10 protein-coding genes and 3 pseudogenes are annotated in these 16,104 nt (G+C 68.0%); 6 read left to right on the top strand and 7 right to left on the bottom strand.

All coding sequences use genetic code 11. The annotated features are described in order from the left end of the window. Positions 1 to 11: 11 nt before the first annotated feature. Positions 12 to 938 carry an oxidoreductase gene (locus tag SSP08S_RS07485; protein WP_019066959.1) on the bottom strand — a complete coding sequence of 309 codons (927 nt, stop codon included), beginning with the start codon at positions 936 to 938 and terminating at the stop codon, positions 12 to 14. Between the two features lie 183 nt (positions 939 to 1,121). Between SSP08S_RS07485 and SSP08S_RS07480 the strand changes: the two genes are divergently transcribed. Further along, positions 1,122 to 1,613 carry an excalibur calcium-binding domain-containing protein gene (locus tag SSP08S_RS07480; protein WP_026178274.1) on the top strand — a complete coding sequence of 164 codons (492 nt, stop codon included), beginning with the start codon at positions 1,122 to 1,124 and terminating at the stop codon, positions 1,611 to 1,613. Between the two features lie 1,211 nt (positions 1,614 to 2,824). Beyond that, positions 2,825 to 3,067: an RICIN domain-containing protein gene (locus tag SSP08S_RS61635; protein WP_158697142.1), complete on the top strand. Its 243-nt coding sequence runs from the start codon at positions 2,825 to 2,827 to the stop codon at positions 3,065 to 3,067. A gap of 440 nt (positions 3,068 to 3,507) precedes the next feature. Here SSP08S_RS61635 and SSP08S_RS64455 read toward each other — a convergent pair. Both SSP08S_RS64455 and SSP08S_RS63265 read right to left on the bottom strand, forming a co-directional pair. Next, positions 3,508 to 3,707, bottom strand: a pseudogene (locus SSP08S_RS64455) (GntR family transcriptional regulator); the annotation flags it as partial. A 47-nt stretch (positions 3,708 to 3,754) separates the two neighbouring features. Further along, positions 3,755 to 4,125, bottom strand: a pseudogene (locus tag SSP08S_RS63265) (ATP-binding protein). 339 nt (positions 4,126 to 4,464) lie between these two features. On the opposite strand from SSP08S_RS63265, the gene SSP08S_RS61630 reads away from it, so the two are divergent. Beyond that, the gene (locus tag SSP08S_RS61630; protein ID WP_158697141.1) at positions 4,465 to 4,980 is read left to right on the top strand and encodes a hypothetical protein; all 516 of its coding nucleotides are present in this window, start codon (positions 4,465 to 4,467) and stop codon (positions 4,978 to 4,980) included. A 133-nt stretch (positions 4,981 to 5,113) separates the two neighbouring features. Here the strand turns inward: SSP08S_RS61630 and SSP08S_RS07460 are convergent, their stop codons facing one another. The 4 genes from SSP08S_RS07460 to SSP08S_RS07445 all read right to left on the bottom strand — a co-directional run bounded on the left by SSP08S_RS07460 (position 5,114) and on the right by SSP08S_RS07445 (position 11,627). Then, positions 5,114 to 6,274 carry a pentapeptide repeat-containing protein gene (locus tag SSP08S_RS07460; protein WP_019066954.1) on the bottom strand — a complete coding sequence of 387 codons (1,161 nt, stop codon included), beginning with the start codon at positions 6,272 to 6,274 and terminating at the stop codon, positions 5,114 to 5,116. A gap of 327 nt (positions 6,275 to 6,601) precedes the next feature. Continuing rightward, the gene (locus tag SSP08S_RS07455) at positions 6,602 to 7,063 is read right to left on the bottom strand and encodes a PH domain-containing protein (RefSeq protein ID WP_245607843.1); all 462 of its coding nucleotides are present in this window, start codon (positions 7,061 to 7,063) and stop codon (positions 6,602 to 6,604) included. Between the two features lie 234 nt (positions 7,064 to 7,297). Next, complete coding sequence (ppdK, locus tag SSP08S_RS07450) at positions 7,298 to 10,018, bottom strand: pyruvate, phosphate dikinase (protein WP_019066952.1); 2,721 nt, start codon at positions 10,016 to 10,018, stop codon at positions 7,298 to 7,300. Between the two features lie 406 nt (positions 10,019 to 10,424). Then, a complete protein-coding gene (locus SSP08S_RS07445; RefSeq protein WP_026178272.1) occupies positions 10,425 to 11,627 on the bottom strand; it encodes an ROK family protein in 1,203 nt (400 codons plus the stop codon). Positions 11,628 to 11,747: 120 nt separating this feature from the next. On the opposite strand from SSP08S_RS07445, the gene SSP08S_RS07440 reads away from it, so the two are divergent. From SSP08S_RS07440 to SSP08S_RS58140, 3 genes and pseudogenes are all read left to right on the top strand, one after another. Further along, positions 11,748 to 13,220 (top strand): MGH1-like glycoside hydrolase domain-containing protein, encoded by a 1,473-nt coding sequence (locus SSP08S_RS07440; RefSeq protein WP_245607842.1) that lies wholly within the window; start codon positions 11,748 to 11,750, stop codon positions 13,218 to 13,220. Further along, the gene (locus tag SSP08S_RS07435) at positions 13,217 to 15,154 is read left to right on the top strand and encodes an amylo-alpha-1,6-glucosidase (protein ID WP_019066949.1); all 1,938 of its coding nucleotides are present in this window, start codon (positions 13,217 to 13,219) and stop codon (positions 15,152 to 15,154) included. The genes SSP08S_RS07440 and SSP08S_RS07435 overlap by 4 nt, the downstream gene beginning before the upstream one ends. Before the next feature lie 169 nt (positions 15,155 to 15,323). Beyond that, positions 15,324 to 16,104, top strand: a pseudogene (locus tag SSP08S_RS58140) (hypothetical protein); the annotation flags it as partial.

Below are 16,104 nucleotides of genomic sequence, written 5' to 3'. Positions count from 1 at the left end.
AGCCAGGAGGCTCACGGCTTGAGTTGGTCGTACACGACCCCCGTCAGCTCCTCCGAGGCCGCCCAAAGTCGTTGCGCCATCGCGTCGTTGAGGGTCCACGGGGCCCGCCAGGAGCGGGCCGGTGCCCCGCGCCACATCGCAACTCGCGGACCGTAGAAGGAATCGGGGCGTACGTCCGGCGCGGTCGCCGCGTAGAGGGAGGGCAGCGCGCCGGCCTCCGCGGACTGCGCGAAGACGCGATTGCCGAGCTCCATGACCCGCTCGGCACCCTTGCGCCCTTCCACCCTCGGCCCGGCGGCCTGAAGGTTGGTGGCGGCGTACCCGGGATGGGCGGCGGTGGCGACCACCCCCGAACCCGCCGCCGCGAGCCGCCGCGCCAGCTCGTGCGTGAAGAGCAGATTGGCGGTCTTGGAGCGGGAGTAGGCGGTCCAACGGCCGTATCGTCGCCCGCTGTTGAGGTCGTCGATGTCGATGTTGGCGAGCGTGTGCATGAAGCTCGAGACGGTGACGATCCGGGCGTCCGGCGCGTCGAGCAGGGCCGGCAGCAGCAGCCCGGTCAGCGCGAAGTGCCCGAGATGATTGACACCGAAGTGCGTCTCGAAACCGTCCACGGTCGTGCCGTACGGCATCGCCATGACGCCCGCGTTGTTGACGAGCAGATCGAGCCGCTCGTACGGGAACGTGGCCGCGAACTCCCGTACGGAGGACAGGTCCCCGAGGTCCAGCCGCCCGAACTGGGCCTCGGCGCCCGGCACTTCGGCGACGATCCGGTCGGCGGCCGCACTGCCTCTTACGGCGCTCCGGCAGGCGAGTACGACCCGGGCGCCCTTACGCGCCAGCTCCCGCGCGGTGACGTACCCGATCCCGCTGTTGGCCCCGGTGACCACGGCGACCCGGCCGCGCTGATCGGGCACGGCCTTCTCGTTCCAACCGGACATGGGCGGCTCCTTCCGTCGACGCGCGAACCCCGGCGCACGAAGAGCGTACGAGAGCCGGACGGGCCCCGCCGCCCCCACGCCGAGTGACCTGCCCGTCACGGACCATCACAGGTTGGTCACTCCCCCTTCGCCCTTCCCGTCCCGGCGTTACGTTCCAGGCCACACCAGACACAGGGGGACGAGATGACCCATCCGTACGCGATGCCACCCGTACCACCGGCTCCCCAGCCGGACCGCCCCACACCCCGCTGGGCCCGCAAGCGGTATGTGCTCCCGGCCCTCGCGCTGGCCCTCTTCATAGGCGCGGGTATCGGCGCCTCCGGCCAGGACACGAAGAAGAACACGACGGCGGACGCGAAGCCGGCGGCCGCCAGCCCGCAGCCGACGATGACGGTCACGGCGACCGCGACGGAGACGGCGGCCCCGTCCCCCGCGCCTACGGTGACCGCGACGAAGACCGTCAAGGTCACCAAGACGGTGACGGCGGAGGCGGAGGCGGGAAGCGGCTCCGGTTCGGGTTCCGGGTCCGACGACAGCGGGTCCGACTCCGGCGGCAGCACCTACTACGCGAACTGCACCGCGGCGCGCGCCGCCGGTGTCACGCCTCTCTACCGGGGCGATCCCGGTTACGACTCCCACCTTGACCGGGACGGGGACGGGGTTGCTTGCGAGTGACTCTTCTTCTACGCCGACGGGATCGACCGATAAGACGTGACCGACGCTGAAGGCGTGAGCCGTACCTCCGATGCCAGGAGTTGCAGGTGTCCGCCAACACATCTCCGGCCGGCAGGCTGATGCTCAACAGCGCCGACCTGTACGTGCGTTGGATCGTGTCGACGTCGACAGGCAGCAGCGCGCCATTCACCGGCGGTGCCTTCCGTGAGCCGGCGCCGGCCGTACGCCACGAGCTGTGGGGCGGTTCAGAAGTGTCCGGCTCGAATCGGCAACCGGCCCCACCGAAGTACTGTCCCGCGACGGCAGTAGGGTCCCTGTGTGCTGGGGACAGGGGGGGTCTACAGATGACGCTGTACGAACTGGGTGAACGGCTAGGAGAGTGGACTGTCTGGATCGCCGTGGCTTTGGCGGCAGTCTGGATAGGAACAGGCCGGTGGCGGGACTACCCACGACCTGACGGCAGGGACCCAGAACAACTCACCACCGTGGTGCGGCACCGGACCCGACTGGTCAAACGTTCCGTCTTCGGTGTCGCAGCCCTGTGGGTCCTGATGATGGTTCTCATCGACGCCTGGGCCGTGCACAGCAGTTAGCACTGGGGGCTCTTCGAGCCTTCGCGGCTTTGGTGGGGATCTCTGAAATCGACCAGTGCTGCGCGTGTCCCCACTCGCCCCGGCGTTCAACCGAGTGGGGAGTTTCAGCGAGCGTCGAGTGCCTTGTCGGCCGGGGCCGCCCGCTCATGGAGTGCGGGGGCCGTGCCGGCCGGTCAAGGGCGCCTTCGGCGACACTCCGCGCCGGGCTCCGCCCACTCTGGACGGTCCGACCCGCCCGTGCCCCGGCCGGCTGCTCTGCCACTGCCGATCCCGAAGGCCGCCGGACGCGACTCCGGGAATGCGTTGCCGTGCTCAATTCATGCTTGGTTTATAGGTAGTTCACGGGATACAGGGACTCTGGCGATCATGACTTCTCGTAAAGCCTCGAAGAGGCTGGCTCTGCCCATGGGAATCGCCGCCTTCATGCTGAGCGTCGCCGGCGCTCTGACCCCTGCATCCGCAGCGGGAGCCGATTGGATTTTCATCAGCGATGCCAACAACCTGAAGTGTCTCAACGGGTCGACCGCGAGCAACAGGGTCTGGGCGGACGACTGCGGCTCTGGCGCGGGCCCCGTCTGGCACTGGGGCACGGAGTCGAACCAGTGGAATGGGCACACCATGAAGCGACTGGTGAGCAACGCCAACGGTGGCTGCCTCACGACCGACTCCGGAGCCGCGTCGAACGACGTCTACGCGGCGCCGTGCGGGAACGGCCGCAGCGGACAGTTCTGGACGGCCGACGGCAAGTACCTGCAGAACCAGAACCACTCGTACCTCAGCTACTCCGGCACTGGTGCCGCCGTCTACACCGTCACCACGCTCGACGACACCACGTGCAAGTGGTTCGACTACGTGGTCTGACCCAGACCTGCGGCGGCCCCGGCACCTCGTTGCGAAGTGCCGGGGCCGAATTCGTTCTCGCCGGTGCCGAGCGGAAGGGATGTCGGCACCTGGAGAACCCCACGCCATGCCCTCCGGGAGCGCCAACCGGCACACGTTCGGCGACCTGACCAACGCCGCGTCGACCTGATCCTGCTACTGGACCTGGCTGTCTATCGGGCGCCCCCTCCGTTGTGGCGCCCGTCCGCAAGTCAGGTACCGCATGGGTGGGGAGATCTACCGAGCAGGTGTGGGGCCATACCGGAGCATGGGGTGGTCGTTTTCAACGAGCCCCATCACTGGGGCCGTGAGTGTCTAATTGCGTGACAACGCAGGCGAAGTGCGGCGGACAGGTGCGGGCGTCTGCGAACCGTTGCAGCAGGTGAGAACCACATCAGCCCAAGGCCGCGCCCCAGTTGCTACCCCTGCCGCGACTCCAGCCAGCCGTCATGCTTCAGCAACTCCAGGGCCCGGACGACGGTCGGGCGGGACATTCCGAAAGCCTGCACCAGTTGGTTTTCACTGGGCACGCGGGTTCCGGGGGCGTATGCGCCGTCCTCGATGCGCCCCTGAAGGTCTGCGCCAGGCGAACGTACTTCGGCGCCTCCACGTCATACGCCATCAACGCCGCCGCCTGTCGGTATTGGCCAAGTCAACTGGTCAACCGGACTAGCGGCAGTGCATACAGAAAAGAACCCAGGCGCCTCTACAAGCCGGCCAGGCATCGGCCACCACGAAGGAGACGCTCGTGCCGCCGAAGCGACTGGGCCGGGAGTGCCACGACTCGGCGATGGAGTCGACCAGCAGCAGCCCGCGCCCATGCGCATCGCTGGCATATGGGTGCCGCAACCGTACGTTCGCCGGGAATCCAGGGTTGTGGACCTCACCCCTGAGCGAAGCGCCCTCCCGGAACCATTCCACCGCACAAGCCACGGGTCGCCGGCTCGCCCGTAGCGGTTGGCGTTGGTCACCAGTTCCGTGATCATCAGCACGCCTCGAAGATCATGGCCCCAACGTCGGGCTTTAACGGGCAGGTCAATAGACTGCCCGACTCGCCGGAAGCTTACGGGGCCATGATCACTCGCGCCAAAGCAGCTCCAGGCCAAAGTCGCCCCACAGACCTTATGTGTAAGCGAACACGGGTGCGTTTCAACGGTAGATGGGCCCGGGTAACGTCATTGCAGCTCCACGCCGCCATGACGAATCGGGGGACCATGGTCGACTTCCTATCTGATGCCCTTCCATACATATCTCAAGCAGCAACACTCGTAATTGCAGCTGCCGCAGTGCTTTTCTCGCACAGGGCCAGCAAGGAAGTAGGTCAACGCGAACTTACAACAAAAATGTGGGAGAAACGAACAGACACATACACTGAGATCTTGCGAGCGACGCAGGATCTAGACCCTACCCGTCGACCGACTCCTGAAGGGTTCGCCACACAATCCGACGATGCCCCGCCTGAAGGTGTGCAGCTACTGGCACGCGACCTAGAATCGGAAGAGTGGAAGGAATTCACCGCGCGCGTAGATTCATTTGCGTCCGACGAGGCCAGGTACCTCTTCTATTTGTGGCTAGCAACACTTTCCGGTTGGTCTTGGCTGATCATGAAGTGCGTAATTCATTACGGAAGAGATCCGGTTAAGTACAACGAAGCCAATGGTGAGCTTCAGCGCACCTATAAGGCCACGCATTCTGTATGCGTAGAACTTACGGCACAGATTCGAGCGGAACTTGCGTTCAAACAGCGCAACGTTCGAAAGGTGTCAGTCAAAGGACCCGACAAATATTTTGGCGCTGTGACTGATGTGGAATTCACTCGGGGCAAGCAAACTGACCTGGAGCCTATCCACTCGTCCCGCCTCTCAACGCTGCGCCGGAGTGCCGAAACTTCATGACCGCCTCCTACGAACACCCTTCGTGGACGCGGTGGATCACCTCGGGCGAGTTGCCAATCCGTCGGGCAACCCCGGCCACAGGCACGGCGGCATGGTTTGAAGCGCTAGGCCAGCCGCACGTTGACCGCATCGGTTATCCGTCGTCTCCCACGTTATTCGTACGCTCCCCTTTCCTCGCTGAGCGTCGGAGCGAGACAACACTCCCCTTGGCCATCTCAATCTCGTCGAAGCTCATCCCCGGGGGAAGATGTTCTATCTCAGACAATATTGCAGCGGCGAGTTGTTCGATCCGCAGGCCTTCCGTCTGAGACAGATCTACGTCCTTCAACATGACGTCCGCTAGGTTGGCATTGTGGAGGTCAGTGAGCATCAGGCGAGTGTGAAGGAAAGCAGCGCCCTGAAGCGTGGCGTCCCTCAACCGAGCCCCCTCCATGTTGACGTAGGAGAAGATGGAATTCGTCGCACTGGCCTGCCACAGCGCGGACTTCCCCATGTCCGCTCCGTAGAATATCGCGCCGTCAAGATGCGCGAAGGATAGGTCAGCCTCATGGAGCACGGCACCCTGAAAGACTGCATCTCGTAGAGATGATCGAGCGAAGTGAGCACGCTGGAGTCTGGCGTTTCGTAGGTCGAAACGATCGAGCTTGGCATCGCTTAGGTCTGCGCCGCGGAGATCCGTGTTACGAAGATCGATGTAGCTGGGTTCCTCGCTGCGGATCGGTCGCCGCCCAAGGACAGTGAGCGCAGCCTGAACGTCCTCGTCGGGTCTGGCGTCCAACCTGTCAGGGCCTTCTTCATCTCTAGTCGCAGCGCGCTCTCGGATAAATGCCGCCAGCACTTCGACAACGGTCGCGTGATCCTTCTCAGAGTCCCTCATGATGCGTTCAAGCGCGTAGATGCCGCCGAGTCTCTCAGTTAAGCTCTTCGACGCCAGGAGCTTGATCGCTTCAACGTACCGTTCAGTGACCTGACCCTCACGGGTTAGTTCAGCCTGTTGTCGATCACGGTCCTGTGTGTGAGCGAACTGGTGCTGTACCTGCTCGTATTGCTGCAGCGCCAAGACGTGGTTGCGATGGGTGTAATACAGGGTGATAGCGGCTACCGCCCCTACGCCGAGGGCGACGAGCATGGTGCGGAAGCCGGTGATGACAACGCCGTCGGCGGGTTGCAGGTTTTTGCTACGGACGTGGGCGCCGTCAACCCACCAGGGGCCACGCCACAGCAGTAGAACATATCCGACAACTGTCAGGATGAGGACCACAGTGAAGGCGATCCGCTTCATCTTTAGCTTCATGTCGAGCAGAATGACTCGCGGCCTGCTCTTCGACTCGTGGAATAGCGAAGTTCAGAGCAGAAGTTGAGGCAGCGGCTACCGCCTGATGTCCTGACCGCGAACCTCCAGGCCGCAGAGCGGGAGAGGGTTCCTGCTGCCGGAAGTCCAGCAACATCGGCGACGCCGAGCTTGAGCCGTGTCCGCACTGGCAGGCATGCCGTGGACTATCCATGGACAGGCCCCTGTATTTCGCCATTTACGGTTATGTGGCGCGAGATCGGGGCCGAAGCGGGGTACCGAGGCGGCCAACGGGCATGCGTCGGCCGCAGCAGAATTCTGATCGAACCCCTAAAGCGGTTGTCCACTGCGGAGTCGATCCTCAACGATCCGCCGCACATCCGCGAACCGCTCGTCCTGGCGAGTCCCACCCGCCAGATCACTCAGGGCGTACGCCGTGTACGTGAACCCGTCCGTCGTGTGGAACAGCGCACCCCAATTGCCGAGGCTCACCGCGCTGACACGCGACCACGGGAGACGTTGGGTGCCCCAGGGATTCACCATGACGATCATGTCCGTCGCGAGTTCCAGGCGTACGCGCAGCAGCCCCCACCAGGCGAAGAGCCAGAACCCCAGCGCGACGGCCGTAGCGATCCCCGCAGCGCCCGCGGACTGCGCGTCCGGGTGGGAGAGCACGCCCAGCCAGACGGACAACGCCCCGCACCCCGGGCCGGCAGCCAGTACGTAGCCCAGGAGCCGGCCGGACCAGCCGACCCGCCACACACCGATGACGCCGTCTCGCACATCGTCCACGGTGCGAATGATCCTCGCCCGTACCTCACAACGGAACCGCGCGAGCAGCGGAGTCGACAGGCCGCATGCGCCGCACGCGCAGAGCACGACAGCTCTCCGCAGGCAGCACAGAGGGGCAGCATCCCCGCACAGGATGCCGCCCCTCCTTCGTGATCCGGAACCGTCGCCCATCGGTGAGGGTCGGGGACAAGCGACGGTTCCGGCGTTCAGTGGTCGTACCTACGTACCTACGGCCTACCGGTGATCGCTCCCCTGCGCCACCGAAGCCGCCCGCCCCGCCTCCAGCCGCGCCACCGGGATCCGGAACGGTGAGCAGGAGACGTAGTCCAGCCCGACCTCGTGGAAGAAGTGGACCGACTCGGGGTCGCCGCCGTGTTCGCCGCAGACGCCCAGCTTCAGGTCCGGGCGGGTCTCGCGGCCGGCCTTCGCCGCGAGCTTCACCAGGGAACCGACACCGTCCCTGTCGATCGTCTCGAAGGGGCTGACTCCGAAGATGCCCTTCTCCAGGTAGGCCGTGAAGAACGAGGCCTCCACGTCGTCGCGGCTGAAGCCCCACACCGTCTGGGTGAGGTCGTTCGTGCCGAAGGAGAAGAACTCCGCCGCCTCCGCGATCTGGCCCGCCGTCAGTGCCGCGCGCGGGAGTTCGATCATCGTGCCGATCGACAGCTTCAGGGACGTGCCCGTCGCCGCCTCCACCTCCGCGATGACCTGGTCGGCCTCCTCGCGGACGATCTCCAGCTCCTGGACCGTGCCGACGAGCGGGATCATGATCTCGGCGCGCGGGTCGCCCTTCGCCGCCTTGCGTTCCGCCGCCGCCTCGGCGATCGCCCTCACCTGCATCGTGAACAGGCCGGGGATGACCAGGCCCAGGCGTACGCCCCGCAGGCCCAGCATCGGGTTCTGCTCGTGCAGGCGGTGGACCGCCTGGAGGAGGCGGAGGTCGTTCTCGTGGGACTCCTGGCGGGATTCTGCTAGCGCAACCCGGACCGACAACTCCGTGATGTCCGGGAGGAATTCGTGCAGCGGGGGGTCCAACAGGCGGACCGTCACCGGGAGTCCGTCCATCGCCTTGAAGAGCTCGACGAAGTCCGCCTTCTGGAGCGGCAACAAGCCCTTCAGGGATTCCTCTCGTTCGGCCTCCGTATCCGCCAGGATCAGGCGTTCCACCAGCTCCCTGCGGTCGCCGAGGAACATGTGCTCCGTGCGGCACAGGCCGATGCCCTGGGCGCCGAAGCGGCGGGCGCGCAGCGCGTCCTCGGCGTTGTCCGCGTTGGCGCGCACCCTCAACCGCCGTACGCGGTCCGCGTATCCGATGATCCGGTGGACCGCCTCGACCAGTTCGTCGGCGTCGTCCGCGCCCGCGTGCATGCGGCCCTCGAAGTACTCCACGACCGGGGACGGGACGACCGGGACCTCACCGAGGTACACCTTGCCGCTGGAACCGTCGATGGAGATGACGTCGCCCTCCTCGACGACGTGTCCACCCGGCACGACCATCCGGCGGCGCTTGGTGTCGACCTCAAGCTCCTCCGCGCCGCAGACGCACGTCTTGCCCATGCCGCGCGCCACGACGGCCGCGTGCGAGGTCTTCCCTCCCCGGCTGGTCAGAATGCCCTCCGCCGCGATCATGCCGTCGAGGTCGTCGGGGTTGGTCTCGCGGCGGACCAGGATGACCTTCTCGCCCGAACGCGACCACTTCACCGCCGTGTACGAGTCGAAGACCGCCTTGCCGACCGCAGCGCCCGGCGAGGCCGCGATGCCCCGGCCGACCTGCTGGACCTTCGCGTCCTCGTCGAAGCGCGGGAACATCAGCTGCGCCAACTGGGCACCGGTGACCCGCTGGAGGGCCTCCGCCTCGTCGATGAGGCCCTGGTCCACCAACTGCGTGGCGATACGGAACGCCGCACCCGCCGTGCGCTTCCCCACCCGCGTCTGCAGCATCCACAACTGGCCGCGCTCGATGGTGAATTCGATGTCGCAGAGATCCTTGTAGTGGTTCTCCAGGGTCTTCATGATCTGCATGAGCTGGTCGTACGACTTCTTGTCGATCTGCTCCAACTCGGCGAGCGGGACGGTGTTGCGGATGCCCGCCACCACGTCCTCGCCCTGCGCGTTCTGCAAGTAGTCGCCGTAGACGCCCTGGTGGCCGCTGGCGGGGTCGCGGGTGAAGGCGACGCCCGTGCCGGAGTCGGGGCCGAGGTTGCCGAAGACCATCGAGCAGACGTTGACGGCGGTGCCGAGGTCGTGCGGGATGCGTTCCTGGCGGCGGTAGAGCTTGGCGCGGTCGGTGTTCCAGGAGTCGAAGACCGCGTGGATGGCGAGGTCCATCTGCTCACGCGGGTCCTGCGGGAAGTCGCGGCCCGCCTCGGTCTTGACGATCCGCTTGAAGCGGGTGACCAGCTTCTTCAGGTCGGCCGCGTCCAGTTCGGTGTCGACCGTGACCTTCTTGGCCTCCTTGGCCTTGTCGAGGGCCTCCTCGAAGAGGTCGCCGTCGACGCCGAGGACGGTCTTGCCGAACATCTGGATGAGGCGGCGGTACGAGTCCCACGCGAAGCGCTCGTCGCCGGCCTGCTTCGCCAGGCCCTGCACGGACTTGTCGGAGAGGCCGATGTTCAGGACGGTGTCCATCATGCCGGGCATGGAGAACTTCGCCCCGGAACGGACCGATACGAGGAGGGGGTTGTCGGCCTGCCCCAGCTTCTTGTCCATCGTCGACTCCAGCGCGTCGAGGTGTGCACTCACCTCGTCACGCAGTGCCGCCGGCTCCTCGCCACTGTCGAGGTAGGTCTTGCACGCCTCGGTGGTGATGGTGAAGCCGGGGGGCACGGGAAGGCCCAGGTTCGTCATCTCGGCGAGGTTGGCACCCTTGCCGCCGAGAAGGTCCTTGAGGTCCTTGTTTCCCTCGGTGAAGTCATAGACGAACTTCGCTACGTGGGGTTCTTTGTTTTCCGACACGGGTCTCGACTCCTCGGGACGCGGGTGGCTGCCCTGACGGCCAGGAACATACCCAGATCGAAGGCGCCTGGGTACGTCCACTTGCATGTCATGCGTCCGTAACCAGTCGTCCGCCAGCGGATCGAAAGTCAAAGCTCGGCAAGCGAACACCGTCGGATGTTTTCACTTCTTGAACGCGGGCGGACCCATCTGCCGCACTTTCCGCTCACCTGAGCGGGTTGCGCGCTCGCCTGTTTTCGATCGATGAACGATCAGAGGGTGGCACCCAGTGCCACCCCTTGGAGAAGTGCAGCCGCCCAAGATCCGCTCACCTGAGCGCCACCCCTATCAAAGGTGGTGAGAATCACGCTTCCACACCCGGCGAGATTTCACCATGCGGACGAGTCTCCGGGTGGAAATGTGAACGTCACATGCCCAGCGCGAGCAGCCGCTCCTCGACCCGCTCCGGCGCGTACAGGTACTCCACGACCAGCGCGCCCGCCCCCACCAGACCGGCCCGCTCGCCGAGCCGTGAGGTCAGTACGTGCAGATGAGCGGTGGAGCGCGGCAGCGCCCGCTGGTACAGCAGCTCCCGTACGCCCGTCAGGAAGGAGGTGCCGGCCAGGTCTCCCGCGATCATCAGGACCCCGGGGTTGAGCAGCGTCACCACGGTCGCCAGGACGTCCCCGACCTGCCGTCCCGCCTCGCGGGCGAACGCGGCCGCCCCCGGGTGCCCCGAAGCCAGCAGGTCCCGTACGTCCGAGCCGGAGGCGGCCGGCACCCCGGTCTCGGCCAGCCGTCGCGCGACGGCGCCACCGCTGGCGACGGCGGCGAGACAGCCGTAGGACCCGCACCGGCACAGTGCCTGCGCGCCCGCCGGGATCCGGATGTGGCCGATGTCGCCCGCGCCGCCGTCGATGCCCCGGAAGATGGAGCCGCCGACGACGACTCCGGCGCCGATACCGGTCGAGACCTTGACCAGGACGAAGGCCTGGCAGTCGGGGTGGCCGGTGCGCTGTTCGCCGTAGGCCATGAGGTTGGCGTCGTTGTCGACGAGGACCGGGACCCGGGGGGCGCCGGTGTGCTCGGTGAAGGCGCGGGCCAGGCGGCCTCTTATGTCGTAGCCGTCCCAGCCGGGCATCATCGGCGGCTGGACGACCCGGCCGGTGTCGGTGTCGACCGGGCCGGGGACCGCGAGACCGATCCCGCAGACCTCGGACGCCTGATGTCCGGCCTTCTCCAGCAACTCGGCGAACCAGCGGCCGAGTTCACCCAGTACGGCGTCCGGGCCGTCCTCGATGACCAGCGTGCCGCCGTGCTCCGCGAGGATCTCGCCGCTGAGCGAGAGGACGCACGCGCGCGCGTGGCGGGTGTCCAGGTCCGCCGCGAGGACCACGGCGTGGGCGTCGTCGAACTCGAGGGTGATGGAGGGTCTGCCGCCCAGCGGGGAGTCCACGGGGCCGCCCGCGCCCTCGCGCAGCCAGCCCGCGCGGAAGAGCCGGTCCAGGCGCTGGCCGACGGTCGCGCGGGAGAGTCCGGTCACTTGCTGGAGGGCGCCTCGGGTCGTGGCGCGCCCGGTGCGCACCAGTTCGAGCAGATCTCCGGCGCTCCCTTGACCTCTTCCCGTCATGCGCACCCCCTTGTGTTTCTCAACCCTGCATTACATATTGAGTTTTGCGTGTTAAATAGACGTAACCCTACGGTAGCCATGACCGAACCGGTCGGCACGATGTGTTTCGTGGAGTCCCGAGTGGATCGCACTGCCCAGCTCACAGCCCTCCCCGTGGAGCACCACCTCGTATACGATCCGCCGTCCTTGTCAGGTTCCCTGCACCTCAGGGCGGCTGCCGTACTGGAAGCGAACTGGACGGGAGCCTCAACGGTCCCCTCGCGCGGTCTGTATCCGCACCAGTGGTCCTGGGACTCCGCGTTCATCGCGATCGGTCTGCGGCACCTCTCACCGCTGCGGGCGCAGACGGAGCTGGAGACGCTGCTCGCCGCCCAGTGGGGCGACGGCCGGATCCCGCACATCGTCTTCAACCCCTCCGTACCGCTCGACGCGTACTTCCCGAGCCCCGACTTCTGGCGCTCCTCGACCGCGGGCCACACCGCGGGCGCCCCGCGCACCGTACAGACCTCGGGCATCGTGCAGCCACCGGTGCACGCGCTGGCGGCGTGGCTGGTGCACTGCGCGGACCCGGGCCTCTCCCGCGCGCGCGGCTTCCTGGCCGGTGTCTACCCCCGGCTGGCCGCCTGGCACCGCTATCTGCTGCACCGGCGCGACCTGGGCGGGGGCGGGCTCGCGTCCGTCGTGCACCCCTGGGAACAGGGTATGGACAACAGCCCTTGCTGGGACGCCCCGTTGAGTCGCGTCACGCCCGCCCCGGCCCGCTCCTTCCGCCGCGCCGACCTCGACCACGGGGCCGCCGAGGACCGGCCCACGGACCTCGACTACGGCCGTTACGTGCGGCTCGCGACGGACTACCGCGACGGCCAATACGCCGACGGGGCAAGCGAGTTCGCGGTGGAGGACCCGTCCTTCAACGCCCTGCTCATCGCCTCCGAGCACGCGTTGGCCCGGATCGCACGGGAGTTGGGCGCGACCGGCACGGCCCGGCACGCCCGCGCGGAGCGCCTCACCGGCGTCCTGATCGAGCGGCTGTGGGATCCGGCCGAGGGCATGTTCTTCTGCCGTGACGTCCGGGGCGAGGGACTGATCCCCGAGCGGAGCGTCTCCGGCCTGATCCCCCTCCTTCTCCCCGACCTGCCCCGGGACATCGCCGCGGCCCTCGTCCGTACGGCGTCCGGACCGCACTTCGGGCTCGGGGACACCACTCAACTCCCGCCCAGCTACGACCTGTTGGGCGAGGCCTTCGATCCGCACCGGTACTGGCGCGGCCCGGCCTGGTTCAACACGAGCTGGCTGCTGGAGCGCGGCCTGCGGCTGCACGGCGAGCGGACGCGGGCGGAGGCACTGCGCGACGCCGTCCTGGAGACGGCCGCCGCCACCGACTTCGCCGAGTACGTCGACCCGTACGACGGCGAGGCGTGCGGCGCGACCGGCTTCAGCTGGACCGCCGCACTGACCCTCGATCTGCTTCACGAGCCCCCCGGGCACGGCGTGTCCGGCACGGGTCTCGGCACGTTCGACATGCGTGGCACAGAAGTGAACGGCACGGAAGCCAAGGGCGCCAAGAGAGTCAAGGGAGGGGACCGGGGATGACGGACCGGCATCATCTGCTCGTGCACGGCGGGACGTTCGCAGCCGTGGGCGACGGCGGGGACATCAGCGGCGTACGGGGCGGCAGTTCCCCGGACGGGTTATTCGTACGGGACGCCCGGCACCTGAGCCGCTGGCAGTTGACGGTCGACGGCGCGGTGCCGGAGGCACTGACACCGGTGGCCGACGGGGACATGGCGCGCTGTGTCCTGGTCCCGCGCGGTGGCCGCCAGGAGCCGCCCGCGCACACGCTCTTCCGTGAACAGGCCGTCGGCGACGGCTCGTTCGTCGAGTCGCTGAAGGTGACCAGCAACCGGCCGGTGCCGACCACGGTCCGGCTCGCGGTCACCGCGGACGCCGACTTCACCGACCAGTTCGAACTCCGCTCCGACTACCGCACCTACGCGAAGACCGGAGCCACCCGCTCCCGCCAAGTCCTCGACGACGGCGTGGAGTTCGCCTACCAGCGCGGCGAATGGCGATCCTGCACGACGGTCACGGCCGAGCCCGCCCCCGACGGCGTCGAGGAGACCGGCACCGGCGCCCGCCGCATGGTGTGGACCCTGGACCTCGAACCGCACGGCACCGCCGAGCTGGCGCTGCGCGTGATGGCCCGCCCGCACGGCGACAAGCGGGCGCTGCGGGTACCGCGTTCCCCGTCCGCGCTGAACGAGCAACTCCTCGCGCTGGAGGGCGAGTACGTCCAGGGCGTCTCCTTCCCCACCGGCTGGCCGGAGCTGGCCGCCGCCTGCGCGCGGGGCCTGTCGGACCTGGCCTCGCTCCAGGTTCCGGCGACGGGCCTCGACGGCGAGGAGCTGCGCGTACCGGCGGCGGGCGCGCCCTGGTTCCTGACCCTGCTGGGCAGGGACGCGCTACTGACGTCGTTGTTCGCCCTCCCCTACCGCCCCCAACTCGCCGCCGCCACACTGCCCGCACTCGCCGCGACCCAGGCGACGGCGGTCGGCCCCGAGTCGGTGTCGCAGCCCGGCAAGATCGTGCACGAGGTGCGGCACGGCGAGCTGGCGCACTTCGGGCAGGTGCCGTACGGGCGTTACTACGGCTCGGTCGACGCGACCCCGCTGTTCCTCGTGCTGCTCGGCGCGTATGTCGAGCAGACCGGTGACACGGCACTCGCCCGGCGTCTGGAGTCCAACGCCCGTGCGGCGGTGGGCTGGATGCTCGACCACGGCGGCCTGACCTCGCGTGGCTATCTGGTCTACCGCGCGGACCAGGGCGGCCTGGCCAACCAGAACTGGAAGGACTCCCCCGGCGCCATCTGCGGGGCCGACGGCACCCGCGCAAGCGGTCCCGTGATGGCGGCGGGGGCCCAGGGGTACGCGTACGACGCGCTGCGCCGCACCGCGTGGGTGGCGCGGACGGTGTGGGAGGACGAGACGTACGCGGCCCTCCTGGAGCAGGCCGCGGCCGATCTGCGGGACCGTTTCCAGCAGGACTTCTGGATGCGGGACCACTCCTTCCCGGCGCTGGCGCTGGACGGGGAGGGCCGCCAGGTCGACGCGCTGGCGTCCGACGCGGGGCATCTGCTGTGGTCCGGGCTCCTCGACAAGGAGTACGGCGAACTCGTCGGCCGAAGGCTCCTGGAGCCGGACTTCTTCTCCGGCTGGGGCGTCCGCACGCTCGCCTCCGGCCAGGCTGCGTACCACCCGCTCTCCTACCACCGGGGTTCGGTCTGGCCGCACGACAACGCGCTGATCACGCTGGGCCTCTCGCGCTACGGCCTGCACGACGAGGCCCGTACGGTCGCGCACGCGCTGGTCGACGCGGCGACGGCGGCCGGCCACCGGCTCCCCGAGGTCCTCGCGGGCTACGGCCGCGACACCCACCCGGAGCCGGTTCCGTACCCGCACGCGTGCGTGCGGGAGTCCAGGTCGGCGGCGGCTCCGCTGGCGCTGCTCACGGCGGTTGGGGGCGCGTGACGGAACGGTGATAAGCCGTTTGCCGGGTGTTTGCCCAGTTCCGTGAACGGGCGCACGAGGCAACTCGTACGGAATGAAGGCGGCCCTGCCTCCCCAGCGAGGGTCTGGCCGGCCAGGTCCTAACGGGCCGCCACTCCGACTACGGGCTCCTCATGGAAGGACCTTCGGGTTGCCTCAGCACACGAGCACACGCCAGTCACCGAACACGGCCGGGGCAGCCGATGGCCAGGTTCCGCCGCCGGACGTCGACACCGACGGCGTCGGCATCGACGTAGACAGGGAGCCGACGCCCGGCGACGCGATAGCGATACCGGGCGGGGCCGGGGTGAAGGCCGAGGTCGAGCCTTCCGAGACCGCCGCGCCCGAGCGGGCGGAAGCCGCCAGGATCGGGACCGGGCGAGTCGTGGGGACTCCGGCCGAGGCCGGGAAGGTCGTAGCGGCTGCGGCCGCGACCGGGAAAGCCGCAGCAGCCACAGCGGCTCCGGCCGTGACCGGAAGGGCCGCAGAGGCTCCCATCGAGGCCGGGAAAGCCGTAGCGACTCCGGCCGCGAGCGGAAAGGCCGTAGAGGCTCCCGCCAAAGCCAGGAAAGCCGCAGCTGCCCCGGCCGCGACAGGAAGGGCCGCAGAAGCTCCGGCCGCGACCGGGAAAGCCGTAGCAGCTCCGGCAGACGCCACGACCGAAACCGGGTCCGCAGCGGCGAAGCCCCGGTCGGCCGAGAACAGCGAGGCCACCGACACCGGCGCGGGTGCCGAAGCCGCCGGCTCCGGGGCCCCGGGCTCCGACGCTGCCGAGAAGGCGACCGGCCCGGCCACGACCGCCGATCTCGACGTCCCGGTCACCGCACCGGACGTGAAACCCGCAGCCGACCCCGGCGCCGAAGGCGACGCCGATGTCACCGCGCACGGAGCCGCCGCCGACCCCGAGATCGCCGCCCCTGGCACCGAAGCCG

Source organism: Streptomyces hokutonensis (genome assembly GCF_000376565.1).
GTDB lineage: Bacteria > Actinomycetota > Actinomycetes > Streptomycetales > Streptomycetaceae > Streptomyces > Streptomyces hokutonensis.
This window is presented reverse-complemented; position numbering and strand designations above follow the sequence as displayed.